Genomic DNA, 17618 nt, shown 5'->3' on the forward strand with positions numbered 1-17618 from the left:
TCGCGGTGGCCCCTGAGGATCCGGGGCGGTCTCAGGGCCGGGCAAGGGTGCTCCCCGATGGTCGTCGCGACGGCGGACGACGACGCTGGAGGCAGCGGATCCACGGCCACCACCTCCCGAGCGGCCGCCGAACGAAGGAACGACGGTGACCTGCCAGCACTGCGGCGCGAGCCTCGAGACGACCGCGACGACCTGCCCCGTGTGCGGGACGAACGTGCCCGGCACGCCGGGCGCCTCCGGACAGCCCAGCGGGCACGAGGCGTGGCGGCAGCCCGGCGACCGGGCGTCCGGCGGGCGACCGGGCGATCCGACGGCCTGGGAGCAGCCGGGCGGGTCGGCGGCCTGGGAACCGTCGTCGGGTGACCTCGGTCGGGGGATGCCCCCCGGTGGTGCGGACCCGGGCACGTCGGGCGGCGGCTACGAGGGTGGCCATGGCGGCTCCAGCGGCTCCGAAGGTGGCTCCGGCGGTTATGGCGGCTATGGCGGCGGCTATGGCGGCGGCTACGGCGGCGGCTACGGCGGCGGGGCTGCGTGGGGGCAACCGACGCTCCACCCGTCCGGCCTGCCCAGTGACATCCGGGCCTGGGGCATCGGCGCCCACGCGTCGGCGTACCTGGCCTTCATCGGTCTACCGATCGTGGGACCGCTGCTGACGTGGCTGATCAAGCGCGACCACCCGTTCGTCGACCATCACGGCAAGGAGTCGCTGAACTTCAACCTCTCGTTCGCGCTGTACGCGGTGGTGCTGTTCGTGTCGGGCATCGTGTTCGGCGTGGTCACCCTGGGCATCGCGCTGTTGCCGATCGGCCTCGCCGGTGCCGTGCTGGGCGTGGTCTGGCTGGTCCTGCCCGTCGTTGCGGCCGTCAAGGCGGCCAACGGGGAGGGCTACCGCTATCCGTTGACCGTCCGCTTCGTGAAGTGAGTCCGGCGCCGCTGGCGCCACCGACCGCGCGTCGTCCTCGGGGGCGGCGCGCCGTCGTGTCGCGCGCAGCCGTGCGGTGGGGTCACTGCACGAGCACCTCGGTCAACAGCACCCGGTCGAGCCGGGTGTCGGGCGCGATGCCCCGGACGGCGTCGAGCAGGTCGCTGCGCAACTGGAGCTGACCGTCACCGCTGCGCAGCGTCGCGGCGTCGAGGGCGAGCCCCCGGTCGACGAGTGCGGCCCGCACGAGCTCGTCCCCGGCCTCGACCGGGCCGATGCCGTCCGTACCGACCACCACGACGGCGAGTCCGATCCGGGCGTGGGCGCCGTCGCGCAGGGTCACGGTCTGCGGCTCGAAGGTCACGACGTGCTCGGAGACGTCGGGTTCTGCGGCGAACCACTGGAGTCGGACGCCCCACCAGCCGATGCAGAGGAGCGACACCACGATCGACACGGCGACGACTCCGCGCAGGCGGCGGTTCGACGGGACGGTCTGGGTGGTCACGGCAGGGCTCCGGTTCGGTCGACGCTCGGCGTCCGGGCCGCAGTTCGGCCCGGCAGGCGGAGGGGCCAGGTCCCTCGACCCATCCGCCCCGACCCGTCGGCAGGGACACGGAGGTCCTCAAGCGCCATGGTCCGTACGACAGCAGGTTCTCTGCACCGGTTCGCGTCCTCGCGGCACGCGGCCATCGCCGCGCCCGTGGTCGCGCTGCTCCTGGTCGCCTCCGTCGTGGCCGCCAACGTCGGCCCGCCGAACGAGGAGCGGGGTGTGCTCGGCGCGGGCCCGATCGTCACGCTCGACGGCGTCCCGCTCGAGCAGGTCGGATCCGCCGCCGTCGTGCGCGTCGACCCGGTCGACGGCCCTGGCGACGACCCGGCCACGACCGCCGATGCGCTGGCCGCACATCCGGGTGTGGGAGAGGTCCGGCGGCTGTTCGGGGACTGGTACGCGCTCGACGGGGTCGACGGCGCCACCGCGGCGACCTTCGACGGCGTGCTCGCCGCCCAGGACGACGCCCACGCCCAACTCGCCGCCACCGCCCGGCCCGAGCAGTGGCACCTGCACAACCGTGGTCAGCGGGTCGCGGGTCAGCCAGGCGCCGAGCCGGGTGCCGACATCGACTGGGAACGCACACAGCAGCCGTCGCTGGCCGCCACCGGTGCCGACGTCGTGGTCGCCGTGGTCGACAACGGCGTCGATGTCACGCATCCGGCGCTCGCGGGCCGGATCTGGCAGGACCAGGACGACGAGACCTGCGTCGAACTCGACACCTGCTACGGCTGGGACTTCGTGGCCGACGCGCCACTGGCCCTCGACCGCCCGGCGCAGGGGGCGGCCCACGGCACGTTGATCGCCGGAGCCATCGCGGCGGCGCCCGTGGTGGGCGGCACGTCGCGTCCGGGTGGCGTCGCCGTCGACGCCCGCATCATGCCCCTGACGATCACCTACGGCGACGACGGGTTCCTCGTCTCCCGCGCGGCGGCGGCCATCCGCTACGCCGTGGACCACGGCGCCGACGTCGTCAACGCGTCGTGGGGCACCCTGCCCGGGCAGGCACGGCCCGACGACGTGCCGGTCCTCGAGGACGCGATCCGCTACGCCCGGGACGCCGGCGTCGTGGTCGTCGCCGCAGCCGGCAACCAGCAGTCCGACCTCGACGTCGCGCCGGTCTACCCGGCGTCGTTCCCGCAGGACAACCTGCTGACGGTCGCCGCGACGACGCCGAGCGACACCATCGCGACCTACAGCAACGTCGGGCGGGCCACCGTCGACGTCGCCGCCCCCGGATCGTCGATCGTCGGGCCGAGTGTCGGCGGCGGGTACGCGACCCTGTCCGGGACCTCGATGGCGGCCGCGGTCACCTCCGGCGTGGTCGCGCAGACCCTGTCGGCCCGGCAGGACCTCGGAAGCGATGCCGCCGGTGCGGCCGCGCGCCAGGCCGTGGTGGCGGGCGCGACCCGGCTGTTCGGTCTGCGCGACCACGTGCGCAGCTCCGGGCGCGTGTCCGCCGCCGGTGCGCTCGGACTGCCGCCGCGACTCGACGGCGGGCTGGTCGTCACGGGCGAGGGCTTCGAGGCGATCGACCCGGACCGGGAATTCGTCGCGCGCCTGAACGTGCTGGCCCCCCGGACCAGCGAGCTGGCGTTCACGCTCGGTGTCTGGCACGACGGTGCCGTGCACGCCGTGGTCGGTCGTGACGTCGAGGTGACCGCCACCGGTCACATCGCGTCCGTCGGCGGTCCCAGCAGTGGCGCGGGCCGGCTCGGCCTGCCCCGGTTGCCGGACACCTCCGACCTCGAGACGACGGGACGCGACTTCACGGTCGGCTCGCTGCTGCCCACGGGCCGCTACGTGCTGCTCGTCGAGGAGACCGCTCCGACCCGCCGGGCCGGCTACCTCGCGTTCCACGTCGGTGAACCACCGCTCGAGCACGACCCGGACACGTCCGGCGGACCGCTCGATCCCCTCGACCCCACGCGGCCCGACGACGGGTCGCACGCCGGTGACCCGGCGTGCGACGTGTCGGCCGCCGACTGCGACCTCGACGCCGCACCCGACTGCGACACCGAACCCCGTCCCGCGGCCTGTGACACCGAGGGGCTGCCGCTCGACCCAGCCCCCGGTGACGGGGATCCGGGTGACGGGGACCCGGCCGACGGCGCGCCGGTGGGCGACGGCTGTCCGACCAACGCGACGCTCGACGGCAACGGGGTGTGCGTCCCGTCGCTGCAGAACTGTGCCGATGGCCGCGCCCCGACCGACGGCACGTGTGCCCCGCAGCTCGCCGCCTGCCCGACGGGGACCACGCCACAGGGCGGCACGTGCGTCCCGGTGGGTGCGCCCGCGACCGGGACCCCGACGGCGGACGCGCCCGCGTCCGGCACGCCGTCACCGACCGAGAAGGAGTTCGTCCCGGTGTTCCCGCCGGAGGGGCCGATGAGCGGTCGGACGGTCGACGTCAAGGGGGACTGGAACGCGCCCGAGTGGGCCGGCGCCCGCGTGTTCTTCAATGAGCGCGAGGCCGTCGTGCTCGCCCCGCTGCGCACCGTCGCCGCGGTGCGGGCACCGGCCTACCCACGCCCCGGCTCGGTCCACGTCAGCGTCCGGGCGCCCGGCGGCCGGCTGTTGGAGGCCTACGAACACGCCTTCACCTACGTGGACGGTTCGTCGACGACCGGCCCCTCGGCCCCGGGGTCGGGCTCGGGCGGCACCGGGACCGGTTCGGGCGGGAACGGCTCCGAGGGCGGCGGTTCGGACGCGACCGACGGCAACGACGGCGGCAGCAGCGGTGGTGGCGGCAGCGATGGCGGTGGCGGTGGCGACTCCGCCCCCGCGCCGGCGCCCGCACCCGGCACCGGACCGGCTCCGACGGACGAGGCCGGCTGGACCAGCGGGCAGCCCACGACGCTGCCGAACGGCCTGACGGTCGACCGCTTCACCGACGACCACCCGTTGAGCCGACTCACCGCCAGCGCATGGGGCGACGACCAGCGCTGCACGACCTCCCCGTGCCGCGGGACCTGGATCGACACCCGCAAGGGCCGGTTCTAGGTCTCCTCGAGGCGGCCCGGAAGGGGTGTCGGACCCCTGCACTACCCTCGGTCGGCGACCCCGCGACGCACGCGTCGCGGGGCGTCGTCCACGACCGACCGAGGCCGCGCCCGTGTCCGCCGATCCCCGCCTGCTCGAAGGGCTCAACCCCGCCCAGCGCGACGCCGTCGAGACCGTCGACGGCCCCGTGCTGGTCGTCGCCGGCGCCGGGTCGGGCAAGACACGCGTGCTGACGCACCGCATCGCGCACCTGATCCGCGACCGCCACGTGAGTCCCTTCGAGCTGCTCGCGATCACGTTCACGAACAAGGCCGCGGGGGAGATGGCGGCCCGCGTCGGCGGGCTGGTCGGGGACCGACTCTCGGACCGGATGTGGGTCACCACGTTCCACAAGGCGTGCGTGCGGATCCTGCGGCGCGAGCTGACGCGGCTGGGCTACCGCAGCGGGTTCACGATCTACGACGCCCAGGACTCCCAGCGACTGATCACGCAGATCGCCAAGGACCTCGGGCTCGACGACAAGCGGCTGTCGCCGCGGGCGATCCAGCACGCGATCAGCAACGCCAAGGACGAGCTGGTCGACCACGAGACCTACGCCTCGCGCGCCGGCGCATGGCCGGAGATCCAGATCGCCGACGTCTACCAGGCGTATCAGGAGCGGCTCCTGCGGGCCAACGCGCTCGACTTCGACGACCTCATCGTCAAGACGGTGGAGATCTTCCAGCTGTTCGACCCGGTCCTCGAACACTGGCAACAGCGCTTCCGCTACCTGATGGTCGACGAGTACCAGGACACCAACCGGGCCCAGTACCACCTGGTCAACCTGCTGGCCGCCAGGAACCGCAACCTCATGGTCGTCGGTGACCACGACCAGTCGATCTACGCCTTCCGGGGCGCCACCGTGCAGAACCTGCTGGACTTCGAGCAGGACTACCCAGACGCCACGGTCATCCCGCTGGTGCAGAACTACCGGTCGACCCAGACCATCCTCGACGCCGCGAACGCGGTCATTCGCAACAACGCCTCGCGCTACCCGAAGGACCTGTGGACCGACCAGGGCCTGGGCGAGCAGGTCGTGCGCTACCACGCCGACGATGAGCACGACGAGGCCGCGTTCGTCGCCGAGGAGCTCGAGAAGCTGCGGACCGAGGGCTTCACCTTCGACGACGCGGCGGTCTTCTACCGGACCAACGCGCAGTCACGCGTGCTCGAGGACGTCTTCATCCGCGTCGGCGTCCCGTACCGGGTGATCGGCGGGGTGCGCTTCTACGAGCGCAAGGAGATCAAGGACGTCCTCGCCTACGCCCGGCTGCTGGTCAACCCCGACGACGACGTCTCGGCGAGGCGGATCGTCAACACGCCGCGTCGCGGCGTGGGCGACCGGACCATCGAGGCCCTGGACTGGCACGCCCGCCGCGAGGGCGTCAGCTTCCTCGACGCGTGCCGTCAGGCCGAGCACGTCCAGGGGCTGGCGACCCGAGCGATCGGCGCGGTCACGTCGTTCGTCGAACTGCTCGACGGGCTGCGCACGGCGCTGGAGCACGATCTCGCCGTCCCGGAGCTGATCGAGGAGATCTGGGACCGGACCGGCTACCTGCGCGAGCTCCAGGCCGAGCGCACGGTCGAGGCGCTCGGTCGCGAGGAGAACCTGCGCGAGCTGAAGTCGGTCGCCACCGAGGTCCACGAGCGTGGCGGTGGCGTGGTCGGGATGCCGGGGCTGGAGACGTTCCTCGAGTCCGTCACGCTGGTCAGCGACCAGGACCAGCTCGACGACGCCGAGGACGGCACGGTCACCCTCATGACCTTGCACACCGCCAAGGGGCTCGAGTTCCCGGTGGTGTTCCTCGTCGGCATGGAGGACGGGGTGTTCCCGCACGTTCGCTCCCTCGACGACACGGCCGAGCTCGAGGAGGAACGGCGGCTGTGCTACGTCGGGCTGACCCGCGCGGAGCAGCGGCTCTACGTCACCCACGCCGACCACCGCACGCTGTGGGGCGGTACCTCGTACAACCCGCCGTCGCGGTTCCTCGACGAACTGCCCGACGCGCTGGTCGAACGGCGCGGAGCGACACGCGTCACCTCGGCGGCGTCCCGTCGCCGGGACAAGGAGCTGCTCGAGATCGCGGGCGAGGAGTTCCGCCCGGGGGACCGGGTGCTGCACACCAAGTTCGGGCCCGGAACGATCGCGTCACTGACCGGTGAGGGCGAGCGCGCGGAGGCGACGGTCGACTTCGACAAGGCCGGGCGCAAGCACCTGGTGCTCGCCTATGCCCCGCTGGTGCGGACGTGACCGCCGCGGCCGGCGCGCTCCCCGGCCGCCACTACGGTTGACGCACCGCGATTCCGGCCAGGAGCGAACCACGGTGACGAAGCGGACACGCAGCGTGTGGGCGAGCCGGCTGGTCGAGGCCGACCGGCAGCGCGTCTTCGACCTGCTCGCCGATCCGGCGATGCATCCCGTGCTCGACGGCTCCGGGACCGTCCGCGACGTCCAGCCCGGCGGGCCCGACCGTCTGGGCCCCGGGGTCCGGTTCGGGATGTCGATGCAGGTCGGCGTGCCCTACCGGATCCTCAACACGGTGGTCGAATTCGAGGAGGGGCGACGCATCGCCTGGCGGCACTTCCACGGGCACCGCTGGCGCTACGAGCTCGAGGACGCCACCACCGAGGACGGCCGTCCGGCGACGCAGGTGACCGAGACGTTCGACTGGTCGCAGGCGCTCACCAAGCGTTGGCTCGACCTGTCGTCGGTGCCGCGACGCAACCTCGTCGGCATCGAGCGGACGCTGGCACGCCTCGAGCGCCACCTGCGCGAGCAGAGCTGACCGCCACGCGCCGGCGCCACCGGACGGCGCCGGCGCGATCGGGCCGGCTCAGCACCCCGGGGTGGCCGGGTCGGCGACGGGGGACGGGCCCGGCACCGTGCGCGTCGGGTCGAGGTAGACCACGCCGTCGTGCACGACGGTGGGGTGCTCGTCGAGGGACGGCGCACCGCCCAGACCGCGGCCGGTGAGGTTCCACACCTGCTCGCCGTCCTCGAGCCGGTTCGAGGACGGGCAGTAGGTCACCCCCGGGACGTCGGCGAACGCCCGCACCCGGCCGCCAGCCGCGACCAGGACGGCGTCGAGGTCGTCGAGCGGGGCGCTGGCCGCCAACGCGTCGAGCTCCCCGACGGCCACCCACGGGGCCGACGGCGGGTCGCCGCTGCGCTGCAGGAACAGCACCCCGGCGACGAGGACGAGCAGCCCGGCGAGCACCGACGCCACGATCCACTGCACTCCCAACGGGGCCCGCAGCACGATCTTGCGGGCACGCTTCGACGCCCGCTCGGGCAGGTAGCCGGAGGGGCCGAACTCCGGCCGTGCGCCGGTCCGCTGCGAGTCGGTCATCGTCACCGGGGACGGTACCGCCAGCCGGACCGCCACGACCCCACGGGGTGCGCGGTTCCCGGCGTGTGGGGCGGCCGCACGTGCGTCCGGGGCGGGGTGTGTGCGGATCAGGGCGCACGTGCGTCCGGGGCGGGCGTGTGCGTGCGTCCGGGGCGGGGTGTGTGCGGATCAGGGCGCACGTGCGTCCGGGCCCACCGGATGGACCGCGATGGTCCGAACCGGCGGAAAACGCCGGGCTGACCGTCGATGGTCCGGGGCGGCTTGGTCGGGGTGGCGGGGCGGTGACTATCCTCGGCGCGACGTGCCGACACGCGCGACGGGTTCGCGCCGGACGTTGAGGACCGCCTCGAAGCCGTGGGACGCGTCCGTGTCCGCCCGAACCGATCGAGCAGAAAGAGACGACGATGGCGATCCGGGTCGTCGTGGCCAAGCCAGGGCTCGATGGCCACGACCGGGGTGCCAAGGTCGTCGCGCGGGCCCTGCGTGACGCGGGGATGGAGGTCATCTACACCGGCCTGCACCAGACCCCCGAGCAGATCGTCAACGCGACCCTGCAGGAGGACGCGCAGGCCGTCGGCCTGTCGATCCACTCGGGTGCGCACCTGACGCTGTTCCCGAAGGTCGTCGCGCTGCTGCGCGAGGCGAACGCGGACGACGTGGTCGTCTTCGGCGGGGGCGTCATCCCGGCCGAGGACATCCCGCGGCTGCAGGAACAGGGCATCGCCGCCATCTTCACCCCGGGCACGCCCATGAAGACCATCACCGACTGGGTGAAGGACAACGTCCGCGAGCCCGTCTGACCGGCCGCCACCGTGCCGGGAGGTGCGGTGACGTGCCTTCCCGCACCACCATCGACACCCGATCTGAGGAGGCCCCGACGTGGACCTCGTGGAGTTCCAGGGCAAGCAGCTGTTCCGGCGCAACGGCGTTCCGGTCCCGGCCGAGGGCACCGCGTGCCGCAGCGTCGACGAGGTCGAGGCTGCTGCCCGCCAGTACATCGAGGACGACGGGGCGACCGCCGTCATGGTCAAGGCCCAGGTGAAGACCGGTGGTCGCGGCAAGGCCGGCGGCGTCAAGTACGCCCCGTCGGTCGACGACGCACGCGAGCACGCCGCCAACATTCTCGGCCTCGACATCAAGGGTCACACGGTCAACGTGGTCTACGTCGAGCCGGCCTCCGACATCGCCGAGGAGTACTACCTGTCGGTGATGCACGACCGCGTCAACAAGGGCGAGCTGATCATCTGCTCGCGTGAGGGCGGGGTGGAGATCGAGGAGGTCAACCGGACCAACCCCCAGGCGGTGGTCAAGCGGCAGGTCACCCCGGCCGAGCGTCAGGACGGTCTGCCCCGCGAGGTCGCCCTCGAGGTCGTGACCGAGGCGAACTTCCCCGAGGACGTGCGCGAGGAGGCGGCCGACCTGCTGGTCGCGCTCTTCGCCGCCTACCTGGCCGAGGACGCCACGCTCACCGAGATCAACCCGCTGATCAAGACCGACGACGGCCGGGTCATCGCGCTCGACGCCAAGGTCACCCTCGACGGCAACGCCGCCTTCCGCCACGACGGCTACGCCGAGTGGCAGATCGAGGGCATCGACAACGACGACCCGCTCGAGGCCGAGGCGAAGTCCAAGGGCATCCAGTACGTCAAGCTCGACGGCGACGTCGGTGTGCTCGGCAACGGCGCCGGTCTGGTCATGGCGACCCTCGACGTCGTCGCGCAGAACGGCGGCCGGGCGGCGAACTTCCTCGACGTCGGTGGCGGCGCCTCGGCCGACGCCATGGCCGAGTCGCTCGGACTGGTGTTGTCGGACCCGAACGTCAAGAGTGTGTTCGTCAACATCTTCGGTGGCATCACCCGGGGCGAGGAGGTCGCCAACGGCATCGTCGAGGCGACCCAACGGCTCGGGGAGTTCCCGCAGAAGCTGGTCGTGCGCCTCGACGGCACCAACGCCGAGGAGGGCCGGCGCATCCTCGAGGAGGCCGACCTGCCCAGCGTCGTGTCCGAGCCCACCATGCAGGACGCCGCGGCTGCGGCGGTCCGGCTGGCGAACGAGGGCTGAGCTGAGCGACAGCACCCCGGCGACGGGGCAACGCAAACGCCCGATCGCGGCGGAAGGATCCACTCGTGAGCATCTTCATCGACGAGAACACCAAGGTCGTCGTCCAGGGCATCGGGTCCCAGGGCACGTTTCACGCCAAGCGCAACCAGGCCTACGGCACCAGCATCGTGGCCGGTACGCACCCGAAGAAGAGCGGCACGACCTGGGAGGAGCTCGACGTCCCGGTCTTCGCCACCGTGAAGGAGGCGGTGACCGAGGCCGGGGCGAACACCTCCATGGTCATGGTCCCGGCGCCGTTCACCAAGGACGCCATCCTCGAGGCCTACGAGGCGGGCGTGCAGACGATCGTCGCCGTCACCGAGGGCGTGCCGGTGCACGACATGACCGAGGTGTACGACACGGTCGTGCGCCGCGGCGGCGTCCGGCTCATCGGCCCCAACTGCCCGGGCCTGATCAGTCCCGGCAAGTCCAACGTCGGCATCATCCCCGCCGACATCACCATGCCCGGCAAGGTCGGCCTCGTGTCGCGTTCGGGAACGCTGACCTATCAGATCATGCACGAGCTGGCGCAGGCCGGCATCGGGATCTCCACCTGCGTCGGCATCGGCGGTGACCCGGTCATCGGCACGCAGTTCCTCGACGTGATCCAGGCGTTCGCTCAGGACCCCGACACCGAGGCGATCGCGTTCGTCGGCGAGATCGGCGGCTCCGAGGAGCAGAAGGCCGGCGAGTGGATCCGGGACAACATCCCGGACACCCCGGTGGTTGGCTACATCGCCGGCTTCGAGGCGCCCGAGGGCAAGCAGATGGGGCACGCCGGCGCCATCGTCAAGGAAGGCGGCCCCGGCGGTGAGTCGGCGGCCGAGAAGAAAGAGATCCTCGAGGGCTACGGCATCTCGGTGGCGATGAACCCTTCCGAAGCCGCGCAGCTGATGATCGAGCGTCTCGACAGCTGAGCCGACGCGCGACCCAGTGCTCCGCGACGCCCCGGCCACGGCCGGGGCGTCCGCCGTCCGTCGTCGGCTGCGCTAACGCCGTCCGCCGCGTGAGCGCAGGTCGGTCTCGACCTCGGGCACGGGTACGACGAGTGCCTCGTCCTGTCCACGCTCGTCGAGCCGATCGAGGTGGACGACCCGGTCGCGGCCGGCACGCTTCGCGGCGTACAGGGCCCGGTCGGCGCCCGCGATCAGCTGCGGGCGGTCCAGCGCCCCGCCCAGGGTCGTGGCCACGCCGAAGGAGGCCGTGATCGTGCCGAGCTCCCGACCGTCCTCGGCCTGCAGGCGCAACGAACGGATCCGTTCGGCCAGCCGTTGGCAGGCCCGGACGGCTTCGTCCGCACCGGTGTCGACGAGCACGAGTGCGAACTCCTCGCCGCCGTAGCGGCACACGACGTCGCTCGATCGCAGCAGGTCGTCGGCGGCCCGCGAGACCGCGACGAGTACCGCGTCGCCGGTTGGATGGCCGTAGCTGTCGTTGATGGCCTTGAAGTGGTCGAGATCGAACAGCGCCACCGACAGGGGACCGAGCTCGCCTTCCTCGGCGTTGCGGGTGACCCGGGCCACCTCCTCGCCGAGCCGCTGCTGCAGGTACCGATGGTTCGGCAGCCCGGTCAGGCCGTCGGTGGTGGCCAACTCGCGCAGATCGGACTGCAGGCGGGCGTTGTCCAGCAGCAGCGCGGCCTCCTCGGCCACCATCTGCAACCGGCGGATGTCGGCACCACGCAGGCTGGGGCGGCGCAGGACCGGTCGCGGCACCTCGGCGCTGATCAGCGCGAGCAGCCGTGAGTCGGCGAACAGGGGCAGCAGCACCAGCGGGGCCTCGGCGCCGTGCGCGCGCTGGAGCGTCTCCGGCCGGGCGTCGCTGCGACGCAGCAGGGCCGGCGCACCGGTCTCTGCGCAGTACAGCACCGGTTGGGTGGCCGGGGACAGCGGCACGGCCAATTCGAGGTCCCCGAGGCCGGCGGCGCCGGCCGTGGCGACGGCGTGCAGACGCAGGTCCCGCATGACCCAGACCACGGCACCTCGGTAGTCGAGCTGCTCGACCATCGTGGCCGCCAGTGCCTCGCAGACGCGGTCCATCCCGCGGCGTGGGTCGAGCTCGCGGGTCACCTCACGCAGCATGTTGAGGTCGTCGAGCCAGCGTCGCAGGTCGCGTTCGGCGAGGTCGCTGAGCACACCGACCAGCCCGGTGACCCCCAACAGGCCGATCAGCAGCCAGGCCGTGCGCAACGTCGGGTCGAGGGCCAGGGCGAGGCTCGGGTCGAGCGGTTGTGTGGCGTCGACGGCCTGCGGCAGGGCGGGAGGCGGGACGGCGTTGACCCAGAGCACCCCGAGAGCGAGCACCACCGCGGCACGCACCCCGCCGCCCCAGCCGAACACGAGCGTGACGGCGACGGCCTCGAGCAGGAACAACCAGGCCAACGGGCTGGCGACCCCTCCGGTGACGGCCACCACGATCGCGATGGCCGCGGCGTCGACGACCGTGGTGATCTCGGTGGCCAGACGCAGCGAACCGGGCCGCACGGTGACCAGCACGAGGGCGTTGAGGGACAGGTGCGCGATCGCGGCGATGGCCAGCAGTTCCCGGCCGGCCGGGTCGACCAGGTCGTGCCCGAGCGTGGCGAGGTACAGCGCCAGTCCGGCGGCGACGACGAGCCGCCCGACCGTGATGGCATGCAGACGCGCCCGACGAGCGTGATCGTCAGAGGCGGTGATGGTCACGGCTGCTCTCCTGCCCGGGCAGCATCGCGGCGGACATGGGTAGCAGACCACGTCCCATCCGGCGTTGCACGAGGGCGTAGGCGGCGAAGGCCGCGGCGAGAACGCCGGGAAGCCCGAACGAGCGGACGGGCGGCGGAAGGAGGCCGATCAGCACACGACCGGTCTCCCGGACGGCCGCCATGCCGGCGTCGAAGCTGTCCTGGTCATCGGCGATGCCGTCCGCCGGAACTCCGTCGCCACCGGCACGGGTGTCGGCCGAAGCGTCGCGGCGATCCCCGGCCCGACCGCCCGCATCGGCGACCTCGTCGTGGGCGATCTCGTCGTGGGCGATCTCGTCGTCCGCGACGGTGGGGGCCGCCGACGTGTCGGCGTCCGCGGTGGTGGCGGCCTCGGGTCCGTCACCGGCAGCTGCCGGATCGAGGTCACGGTCGGCGTCCGGCAGTTCGATCGGCGCCACGGACGTCGGGCGCGGGCGCGCCGGTGACCGCACCTCGGCGACGGGTGCGGGCCGCTCCGCGGCGGTCGGCGGGGTCGTCGTCGCACCCTGGATCGGCGACACCGGTGCGCGCTCACCGGGCCCCTCGCCGGCCGCGCGGTCGGTGGCGACCCCATTGGCAGCGCGGACTCCCTCGTCGGTCGACGGTGCCCGGGCGGCCGGCCGCCGGGTGGCTCCGGGAGACGTACGGCTGCGGTCCGCCGCGCGGTCGGCGGCGACGGACCGGCCCGGGGCGCCGGCGGCGGGCGTGGCCGCAGCGCGGCCCGGCGTCGCGGGAGCCGCAGGGGTGACCGGGCGGCTCGGAGCCGTGGGAGCCGGGGTCGTCGCGGCGCGGCCAGGCGCTCCGGCGGCGGTCTTCGCACCCTTGCCGGCGGCCCGGTCGGTCGCCTTCGCCGCCGCCTCGGCCGCGCGCGAGCGTGCCTGCTCGGCCTGGACCTCGGCGCGCTGCCGCGCCTCGGCCGCGCGCGTGTTGGCGGCCTCGGCGGCGCGCTCCGCGCGGGTGATCGCCGCGGACGTCCGCCCGGTCGCACCGGAGGTGGCATCAGCGGCTCGTCCGGCGGCGACACCTGCACCGGGGGCGGCGAGGGCCGCGCCGGGCAGGCACAGCGACAGCACGGCCGCGACGGTCACGGCTGCGGCCAGGCGTGTGGTGACCTGCACGGGACGTGGCGTCACAGGGGCTCCAGGACCAGGGTCCCCCGCGGGCCGCGGGGGACGACTGCTCGTCTGCCATCGGCAGGTTCGCGCAGACCTGTAGTCGCCGTCCGTTGTGCGCCCGTTCCGGGCCGCTCGGCGGATCCCGCTCGGACGCTCAGAGCGGATGGCGGGTGGAGGTCCCGAACTCACCGGGGCGTTGCCCGGTCGACATGGGGAGCGCGCCGGAACGGAATCGGCGTTGCAGGGCCAGATACCCGGCGAGCGTGGCGAGCAGCGCGGTCGGCACACCGAACGAACGGGTGGGGATCGGCAGGGTGTCGGCGACCACGCGTCCGGTGTCGCGCAGTGCGCGACCACCCGATTCCAGGCCGCGGAGGACGGGCCCGGTCAGCCGGTCCAGCAGGACCAGGGCCGCGGCCCCGGTCGTCGTGGCCGTCGCGTTCCCGGACGCGGTCGTCGAGGCGGCGGCCGCGTCCGTGCCGGCGTCACCGCCGATCATCTGCGGCCCAGCACCGTTTCCGTCGGGTCCTGCGGTGACGTTTCCGTCGGGTCCTGCGGTGACGTTTCCGTCGGGTCCTGCGGTGACGTTTCCGTCGGGTCCTGCGGTGACGTTTCCGTCGGGTCCTGTGGCGACGTTTCCGTCGGGTCCTGCGGTGACGTTTCCGTCGGGTCCTGTGGCGACGTTTCCGTCGGGTCCTGTGGCGACGTTTCCGTCGGGTCCTGTGGCGACGTTTCCGTCGAATCCTGCAGCGACGTTTCCGTCGGGTCCTGTGGCGACGTTTCCGTCGAATCCTGCAGCGACGTTTCCGTCGAATCCTGCAGCGACGTTTCCGTCGACGACCACGGTCCCGGGACCGATCGTGGGCTCGTACGGGGCGTCGTCGCCGACGGCACCCCGGTCGAGCTCGAGCAGCCAGGCCGCGGCGGCCTGCAGGACCTCGGGGTCGAGGGTGGCGGCGAGGCGGATGGTCGCCTCGTGGAAGGTGGCGGCCAGACGGACGACGCCTTCGTCGAGCGCGGCGACCGCCCACAGGGTTCCCCCGTCGAGCGGGGTGCGGGCGCTCGACGCCAGCTCGTGCAGTGCGGTGACGGCGCGCAGCGTCGGCTCGTCGAGGGACGTGGCGATGCGCAGGGCGTCACCGTCGAGCCGCACGGCGGTCCGCAGGGCGCGGCTCTCCAGGACCTGGCCCTCACGCAGGGCCCGCTCCTGCAGCCCCGTGACCGCTCGGAAGGTCGTCTCGTCGAGCCGGTCGAGCCGGCGACGCGAGCGTTCGTCGAGCGAGGTCCCGGTGCGGACGCGTTCGTCGTCACGCGTGAGCACGGCGTCCAGTTCGGACGCGTCGAGCGTGGTGAGCGCCTTGAGCGTCCAGGCGTCGAGTGCCGTGACGGCCTGCCGGGTCGGTTCGTCCAGTGTCGCGGTCAGACGCAGCGTCGGACCGTCGAGGGTCGCCGTGGCGTGGAGCGTGCGCCGGTCGAGCGCCGTGACCGCCTGCAGCGTCGGGGCGTCGAGGCCGGCGAGCCGTCGGTAGGTCTGTTCGTCGGCGGCCGCGGCCACCTTCACGGTCCGCAGGTCGAGGCTGGCGGTCGTCTGCAGGGTGGACGCGTCGAGCTTGGCGGCGGCCTTCAGGGTCTCGGCATCGAGGGTCGCGACCGTCTCGCGGACCTTCTCGTCGAGCGCGGGCCCCGTGCCTGGCGAGGCGGGGGCCGGCGTCGCGATCGTGCCGTCGGCCGGTGGGGCCACCGGAGGCGCGACCTCGTCGGCGGGTGCGTCGGCCACGGCCTCCTCCACCGCGTCGGCGGGCGCCTCGTCCTCGAGCGGATCGGGACCGGGTTCGGTGGGCGTGGGGGCGGAGTCCGGTTCGGTGGGCGTGGGGGCGGAGTCCGGTTCGGTGGGTGTGGGGGCGGAGTCCGGTTCGGTGGGCGTGGGGGCGGATTCCGGCTCGGAAGCGTCGACGGTGGTGGCTGCCGGCTCGTCGACGTCCGCAGCCGGTGGCAGGCCGGGCGGCTCGATTGCCCACACCGGGGTCGGGGCCAGGCCGAGCAGGAGGCCGGTCAGCACGCCGGCGGCGCAGCGGCGGCGCCGGGCCGGACACCGGTGGGCCGCGGTGGTGGAGCGGACCACGCGCGCCTCCTCCTCGGTGGACGTCGCCACCACCGGGTCGGCAGAGGCTGGCACGTCGCCCGTCGGCTGGAAGCTCACGATCCTGAAGCATCCGTGCGGCGATCGCTCACCAGGTCCACGGCAGGCGTCCGCATCCGCAGGTCGCGTGCGCGCGACGACGTCCGAGCAGCCGTGTGGCGAGAAAGAAACGGACCCCCGGCGGGGGAGCCGGGGGTCCGTCCAAGCCGGGACGCGCGGGGCACGGCGTCGACCGGCGGGTGAGCGACCCTTGGGGGAAGGGTGTGTGCTCACCGGCGCGCCTCCCGATGGGGCGTCGGGGTAGTTGGCGCGCGATGGCGGTCAGGGGCGGACCGCCACACCTGAGTCAACGCGGAAACGCGTGTCGGTGTGCCCGTCCGTGCGTCTTTCGCACGTCTCGGCGCGGTGGGGCGGTGCTCCTGCCGTCGTTGGCCGGCGGCGACGGCCACGTGACCGCTGACGTGCGCCATAGGCTCGCCGCTGAGAAGCGCCCCCGGCTCGAAGGATGCCCGTTGCGGACCGCGGCGTCGCTGTCGAGGACCCCCGAGGGCGCCCTCGCCGCCGCAGAGGCCGCCGACGCGGTCGGTGCCGACCTGGGTGACGCCTGTGACCTGGCGGTCGTCTTCGTCCGCCCGGAGCAGTTCGCGAGCCTCGAGGCCGCGGCGTTGGCCGTCGAGACCCGGCTCGAACCGGGAGTGCTGGTCGGCGCGGTCGCGGCGGGCGTCGTCGGCCCGGGTGCGGAGGTCGAGTCCGGTCCCGGGGTCGTGGTCTGGGGCGCCCGACTGCCGAGCGGCACACCGCAGCCCTTCCGGTCCTGGTCGTTGCGGACGCCGACGGGCGGCATGGCCGTCGCCGGTTGGCCCGACACCCGACCCGGGGACGTGGTCCTGTTGCTGGCGGACCCGTTGTCCTACCCGGCCGCCGAGGTGGTGCTGCGGACGACGGCGGACGGAGACGGCGCCGTCGTCGTCGGGGGCCTCGTGACCGGCGGCGCCGGTCGCAGCCGCCTGGTCCTGGACGGCACCGTGCACGAGGACGGTGCCGTCGGGGTGGTCCTGCGCGGTGTCGGCGCGCGGGCGCTGGTGTCCCAGGGCTGCCGCCCGATCGGCGCGCCGCTCACGGTCACGACGGTGGAACGCAACCGCATCCTCGCGCTCGGCGGTGAGCCGGCCGCCCGCCGCCTGGAGCAGGTGTTGCACGAACTCGACGACGACGAGCGTCGGCTGCTCGAACGTGGCGGCCTGCAGATCGGCCTGGTCGCCGAAGAGGTCCGTGACACCTATGCCGTGGGGGACTTCCTCGTCCGAGGGGTGCTGGCGATCGACCCGGAGTCGGGCGGCATCACCGTGGGCGACCTGCCACGCGTCGGCCAGACCGTCCAGTTCCAGGTTCGTGACCCGTCGACGGCCGAGGAGGACCTCGCATCGACCCTCGCCCACGGCGGTCCGGCGCTGGGCAGTCTGCTGTTCACCTGCACCGGACGGGGCCGGTCGCTGTTCGGCGTCGCCGACCACGACGTGCGCGCCGTGGAGCTGGCGCTCGGCGGCCCGGTCGCCGGGGCCGTCTGCGCCGGGCAGTTCGGTCCGGCCGGCCGGGGAAGGTCCTCGCTGCACGGCTACGCCGCGTCGGTCCTGACGTTCCCGCAGCCGGACCCGAGGGGACCGAGCGGGGCGTAACGCC

The 17618-nt window shown here is 73.4% G+C and carries 13 protein-coding genes; 8 read left to right on the forward strand and 5 right to left on the reverse strand.

Features of this window, described 5'->3' with window-relative positions; translation table 11 throughout:
- Window positions 1-145: 145 nt before the first annotated feature.
- The gene (locus ELR47_RS03640) at window positions 146-922 is read left to right on the forward strand and encodes a zinc ribbon domain-containing protein (protein WP_130648649.1); all 777 of its coding nucleotides are present in this window, start codon (window positions 146-148) and stop codon (window positions 920-922) included.
- An 82-nt stretch (window positions 923-1004) separates the two neighbouring features.
- Here ELR47_RS03640 and ELR47_RS03645 read toward each other — a convergent pair whose 3' ends face one another.
- A complete protein-coding gene (locus tag ELR47_RS03645; protein ID WP_130648650.1) occupies window positions 1005-1427 on the reverse strand; it encodes a flagellar basal body-associated FliL family protein in 423 nt (140 codons plus the stop codon).
- Window positions 1428-1553: 126 nt separating this feature from the next.
- On the opposite strand from ELR47_RS03645, the gene ELR47_RS03650 reads away from it, so the two are divergent.
- The 3 genes from ELR47_RS03650 (at window position 1554) to ELR47_RS03660 (ending at window position 7300) form a co-directional block, all read left to right on the forward strand.
- Window positions 1554-4475 (forward strand): S8 family serine peptidase, encoded by a 2922-nt coding sequence (locus tag ELR47_RS03650; protein WP_130648651.1) that lies wholly within the window; start codon window positions 1554-1556, stop codon window positions 4473-4475.
- A 112-nt stretch (window positions 4476-4587) separates the two neighbouring features.
- Window positions 4588-6765 (forward strand): DNA helicase PcrA, encoded by a 2178-nt coding sequence (gene pcrA / locus ELR47_RS03655; protein WP_130648652.1) that lies wholly within the window; start codon window positions 4588-4590, stop codon window positions 6763-6765.
- Between the two features lie 73 nt (window positions 6766-6838).
- Window positions 6839-7300, forward strand: a complete 462-nt coding sequence (locus ELR47_RS03660; RefSeq protein ID WP_205745424.1) for an SRPBCC family protein — start codon at window positions 6839-6841, stop codon at window positions 7298-7300.
- Between the two features lie 48 nt (window positions 7301-7348).
- Here the strand turns inward: ELR47_RS03660 and ELR47_RS03665 are convergent, their stop codons facing one another.
- Window positions 7349-7864 carry a Rieske (2Fe-2S) protein gene (locus tag ELR47_RS03665; protein WP_130648654.1) on the reverse strand — a complete coding sequence of 172 codons (516 nt, stop codon included), beginning with the start codon at window positions 7862-7864 and terminating at the stop codon, window positions 7349-7351.
- Window positions 7865-8268: 404 nt separating this feature from the next.
- On the opposite strand from ELR47_RS03665, the gene ELR47_RS03670 reads away from it, so the two are divergent.
- From ELR47_RS03670 to sucD, 3 genes are all read left to right on the forward strand, one after another.
- Entirely contained in the window at window positions 8269-8664 is a 396-nt protein-coding gene (locus ELR47_RS03670) for a cobalamin B12-binding domain-containing protein (protein ID WP_130648655.1), read from the forward strand.
- A 79-nt stretch (window positions 8665-8743) separates the two neighbouring features.
- Window positions 8744-9925 (forward strand): ADP-forming succinate--CoA ligase subunit beta, encoded by a 1182-nt coding sequence (gene sucC, locus ELR47_RS03675; protein ID WP_130648656.1) that lies wholly within the window; start codon window positions 8744-8746, stop codon window positions 9923-9925.
- Between the two features lie 65 nt (window positions 9926-9990).
- The gene (sucD, locus tag ELR47_RS03680) at window positions 9991-10881 is read left to right on the forward strand and encodes a succinate--CoA ligase subunit alpha (RefSeq protein ID WP_130648657.1); all 891 of its coding nucleotides are present in this window, start codon (window positions 9991-9993) and stop codon (window positions 10879-10881) included.
- Window positions 10882-10953: 72 nt separating this feature from the next.
- On the opposite strand, the gene ELR47_RS03685 is transcribed toward sucD, so the two are convergent.
- The 3 genes from ELR47_RS03685 to ELR47_RS03695 form a co-directional block, all read right to left on the reverse strand.
- On the reverse strand, window positions 10954-12645 hold the full coding sequence (locus ELR47_RS03685; protein WP_130648658.1) for a GGDEF domain-containing protein: 1692 nt from the start codon (window positions 12643-12645) through the stop codon (window positions 10954-10956).
- Window positions 12626-13816 carry a hypothetical protein gene (locus tag ELR47_RS03690; protein ID WP_130648659.1) on the reverse strand — a complete coding sequence of 397 codons (1191 nt, stop codon included), beginning with the start codon at window positions 13814-13816 and terminating at the stop codon, window positions 12626-12628. The genes ELR47_RS03685 and ELR47_RS03690 overlap by 20 nt, the downstream gene beginning before the upstream one ends.
- Before the next feature lie 136 nt (window positions 13817-13952).
- Window positions 13953-15920, reverse strand: a complete 1968-nt coding sequence (locus ELR47_RS03695) for a hypothetical protein (protein ID WP_130648660.1) — start codon at window positions 15918-15920, stop codon at window positions 13953-13955.
- A 530-nt stretch (window positions 15921-16450) separates the two neighbouring features.
- Here ELR47_RS03695 and ELR47_RS03700 point away from each other — a divergent pair.
- Window positions 16451-17614 carry an FIST N-terminal domain-containing protein gene (locus ELR47_RS03700; RefSeq protein ID WP_165403822.1) on the forward strand — a complete coding sequence of 388 codons (1164 nt, stop codon included), beginning with the start codon at window positions 16451-16453 and terminating at the stop codon, window positions 17612-17614.
- The last annotated feature ends 4 nt before the right edge of the window (window positions 17615-17618 follow it).

It is taken from the genome of Egicoccus halophilus (assembly GCF_004300825.1).
GTDB lineage: Bacteria > Actinomycetota > Nitriliruptoria > Nitriliruptorales > Nitriliruptoraceae > Egicoccus > Egicoccus halophilus.

What these genes read in the sequence shown, in the direction of transcription:
- ELR47_RS03665 (WP_130648654.1), bottom strand. Translation starts at nt 7,864, where the DNA reads ATGACCGACTCGCAGCGGACCGGCGCACGGCCGGAGTTCGGCCCCTCC.
- ELR47_RS03650 (WP_130648651.1), top strand. Translation starts at nt 1,554, where the DNA reads ATGGTCCGTACGACAGCAGGTTCTCTGCACCGGTTCGCGTCCTCGCGG.
- ELR47_RS03670 (WP_130648655.1), top strand. Translation starts at nt 8,269, where the DNA reads ATGGCGATCCGGGTCGTCGTGGCCAAGCCAGGGCTCGATGGCCACGAC.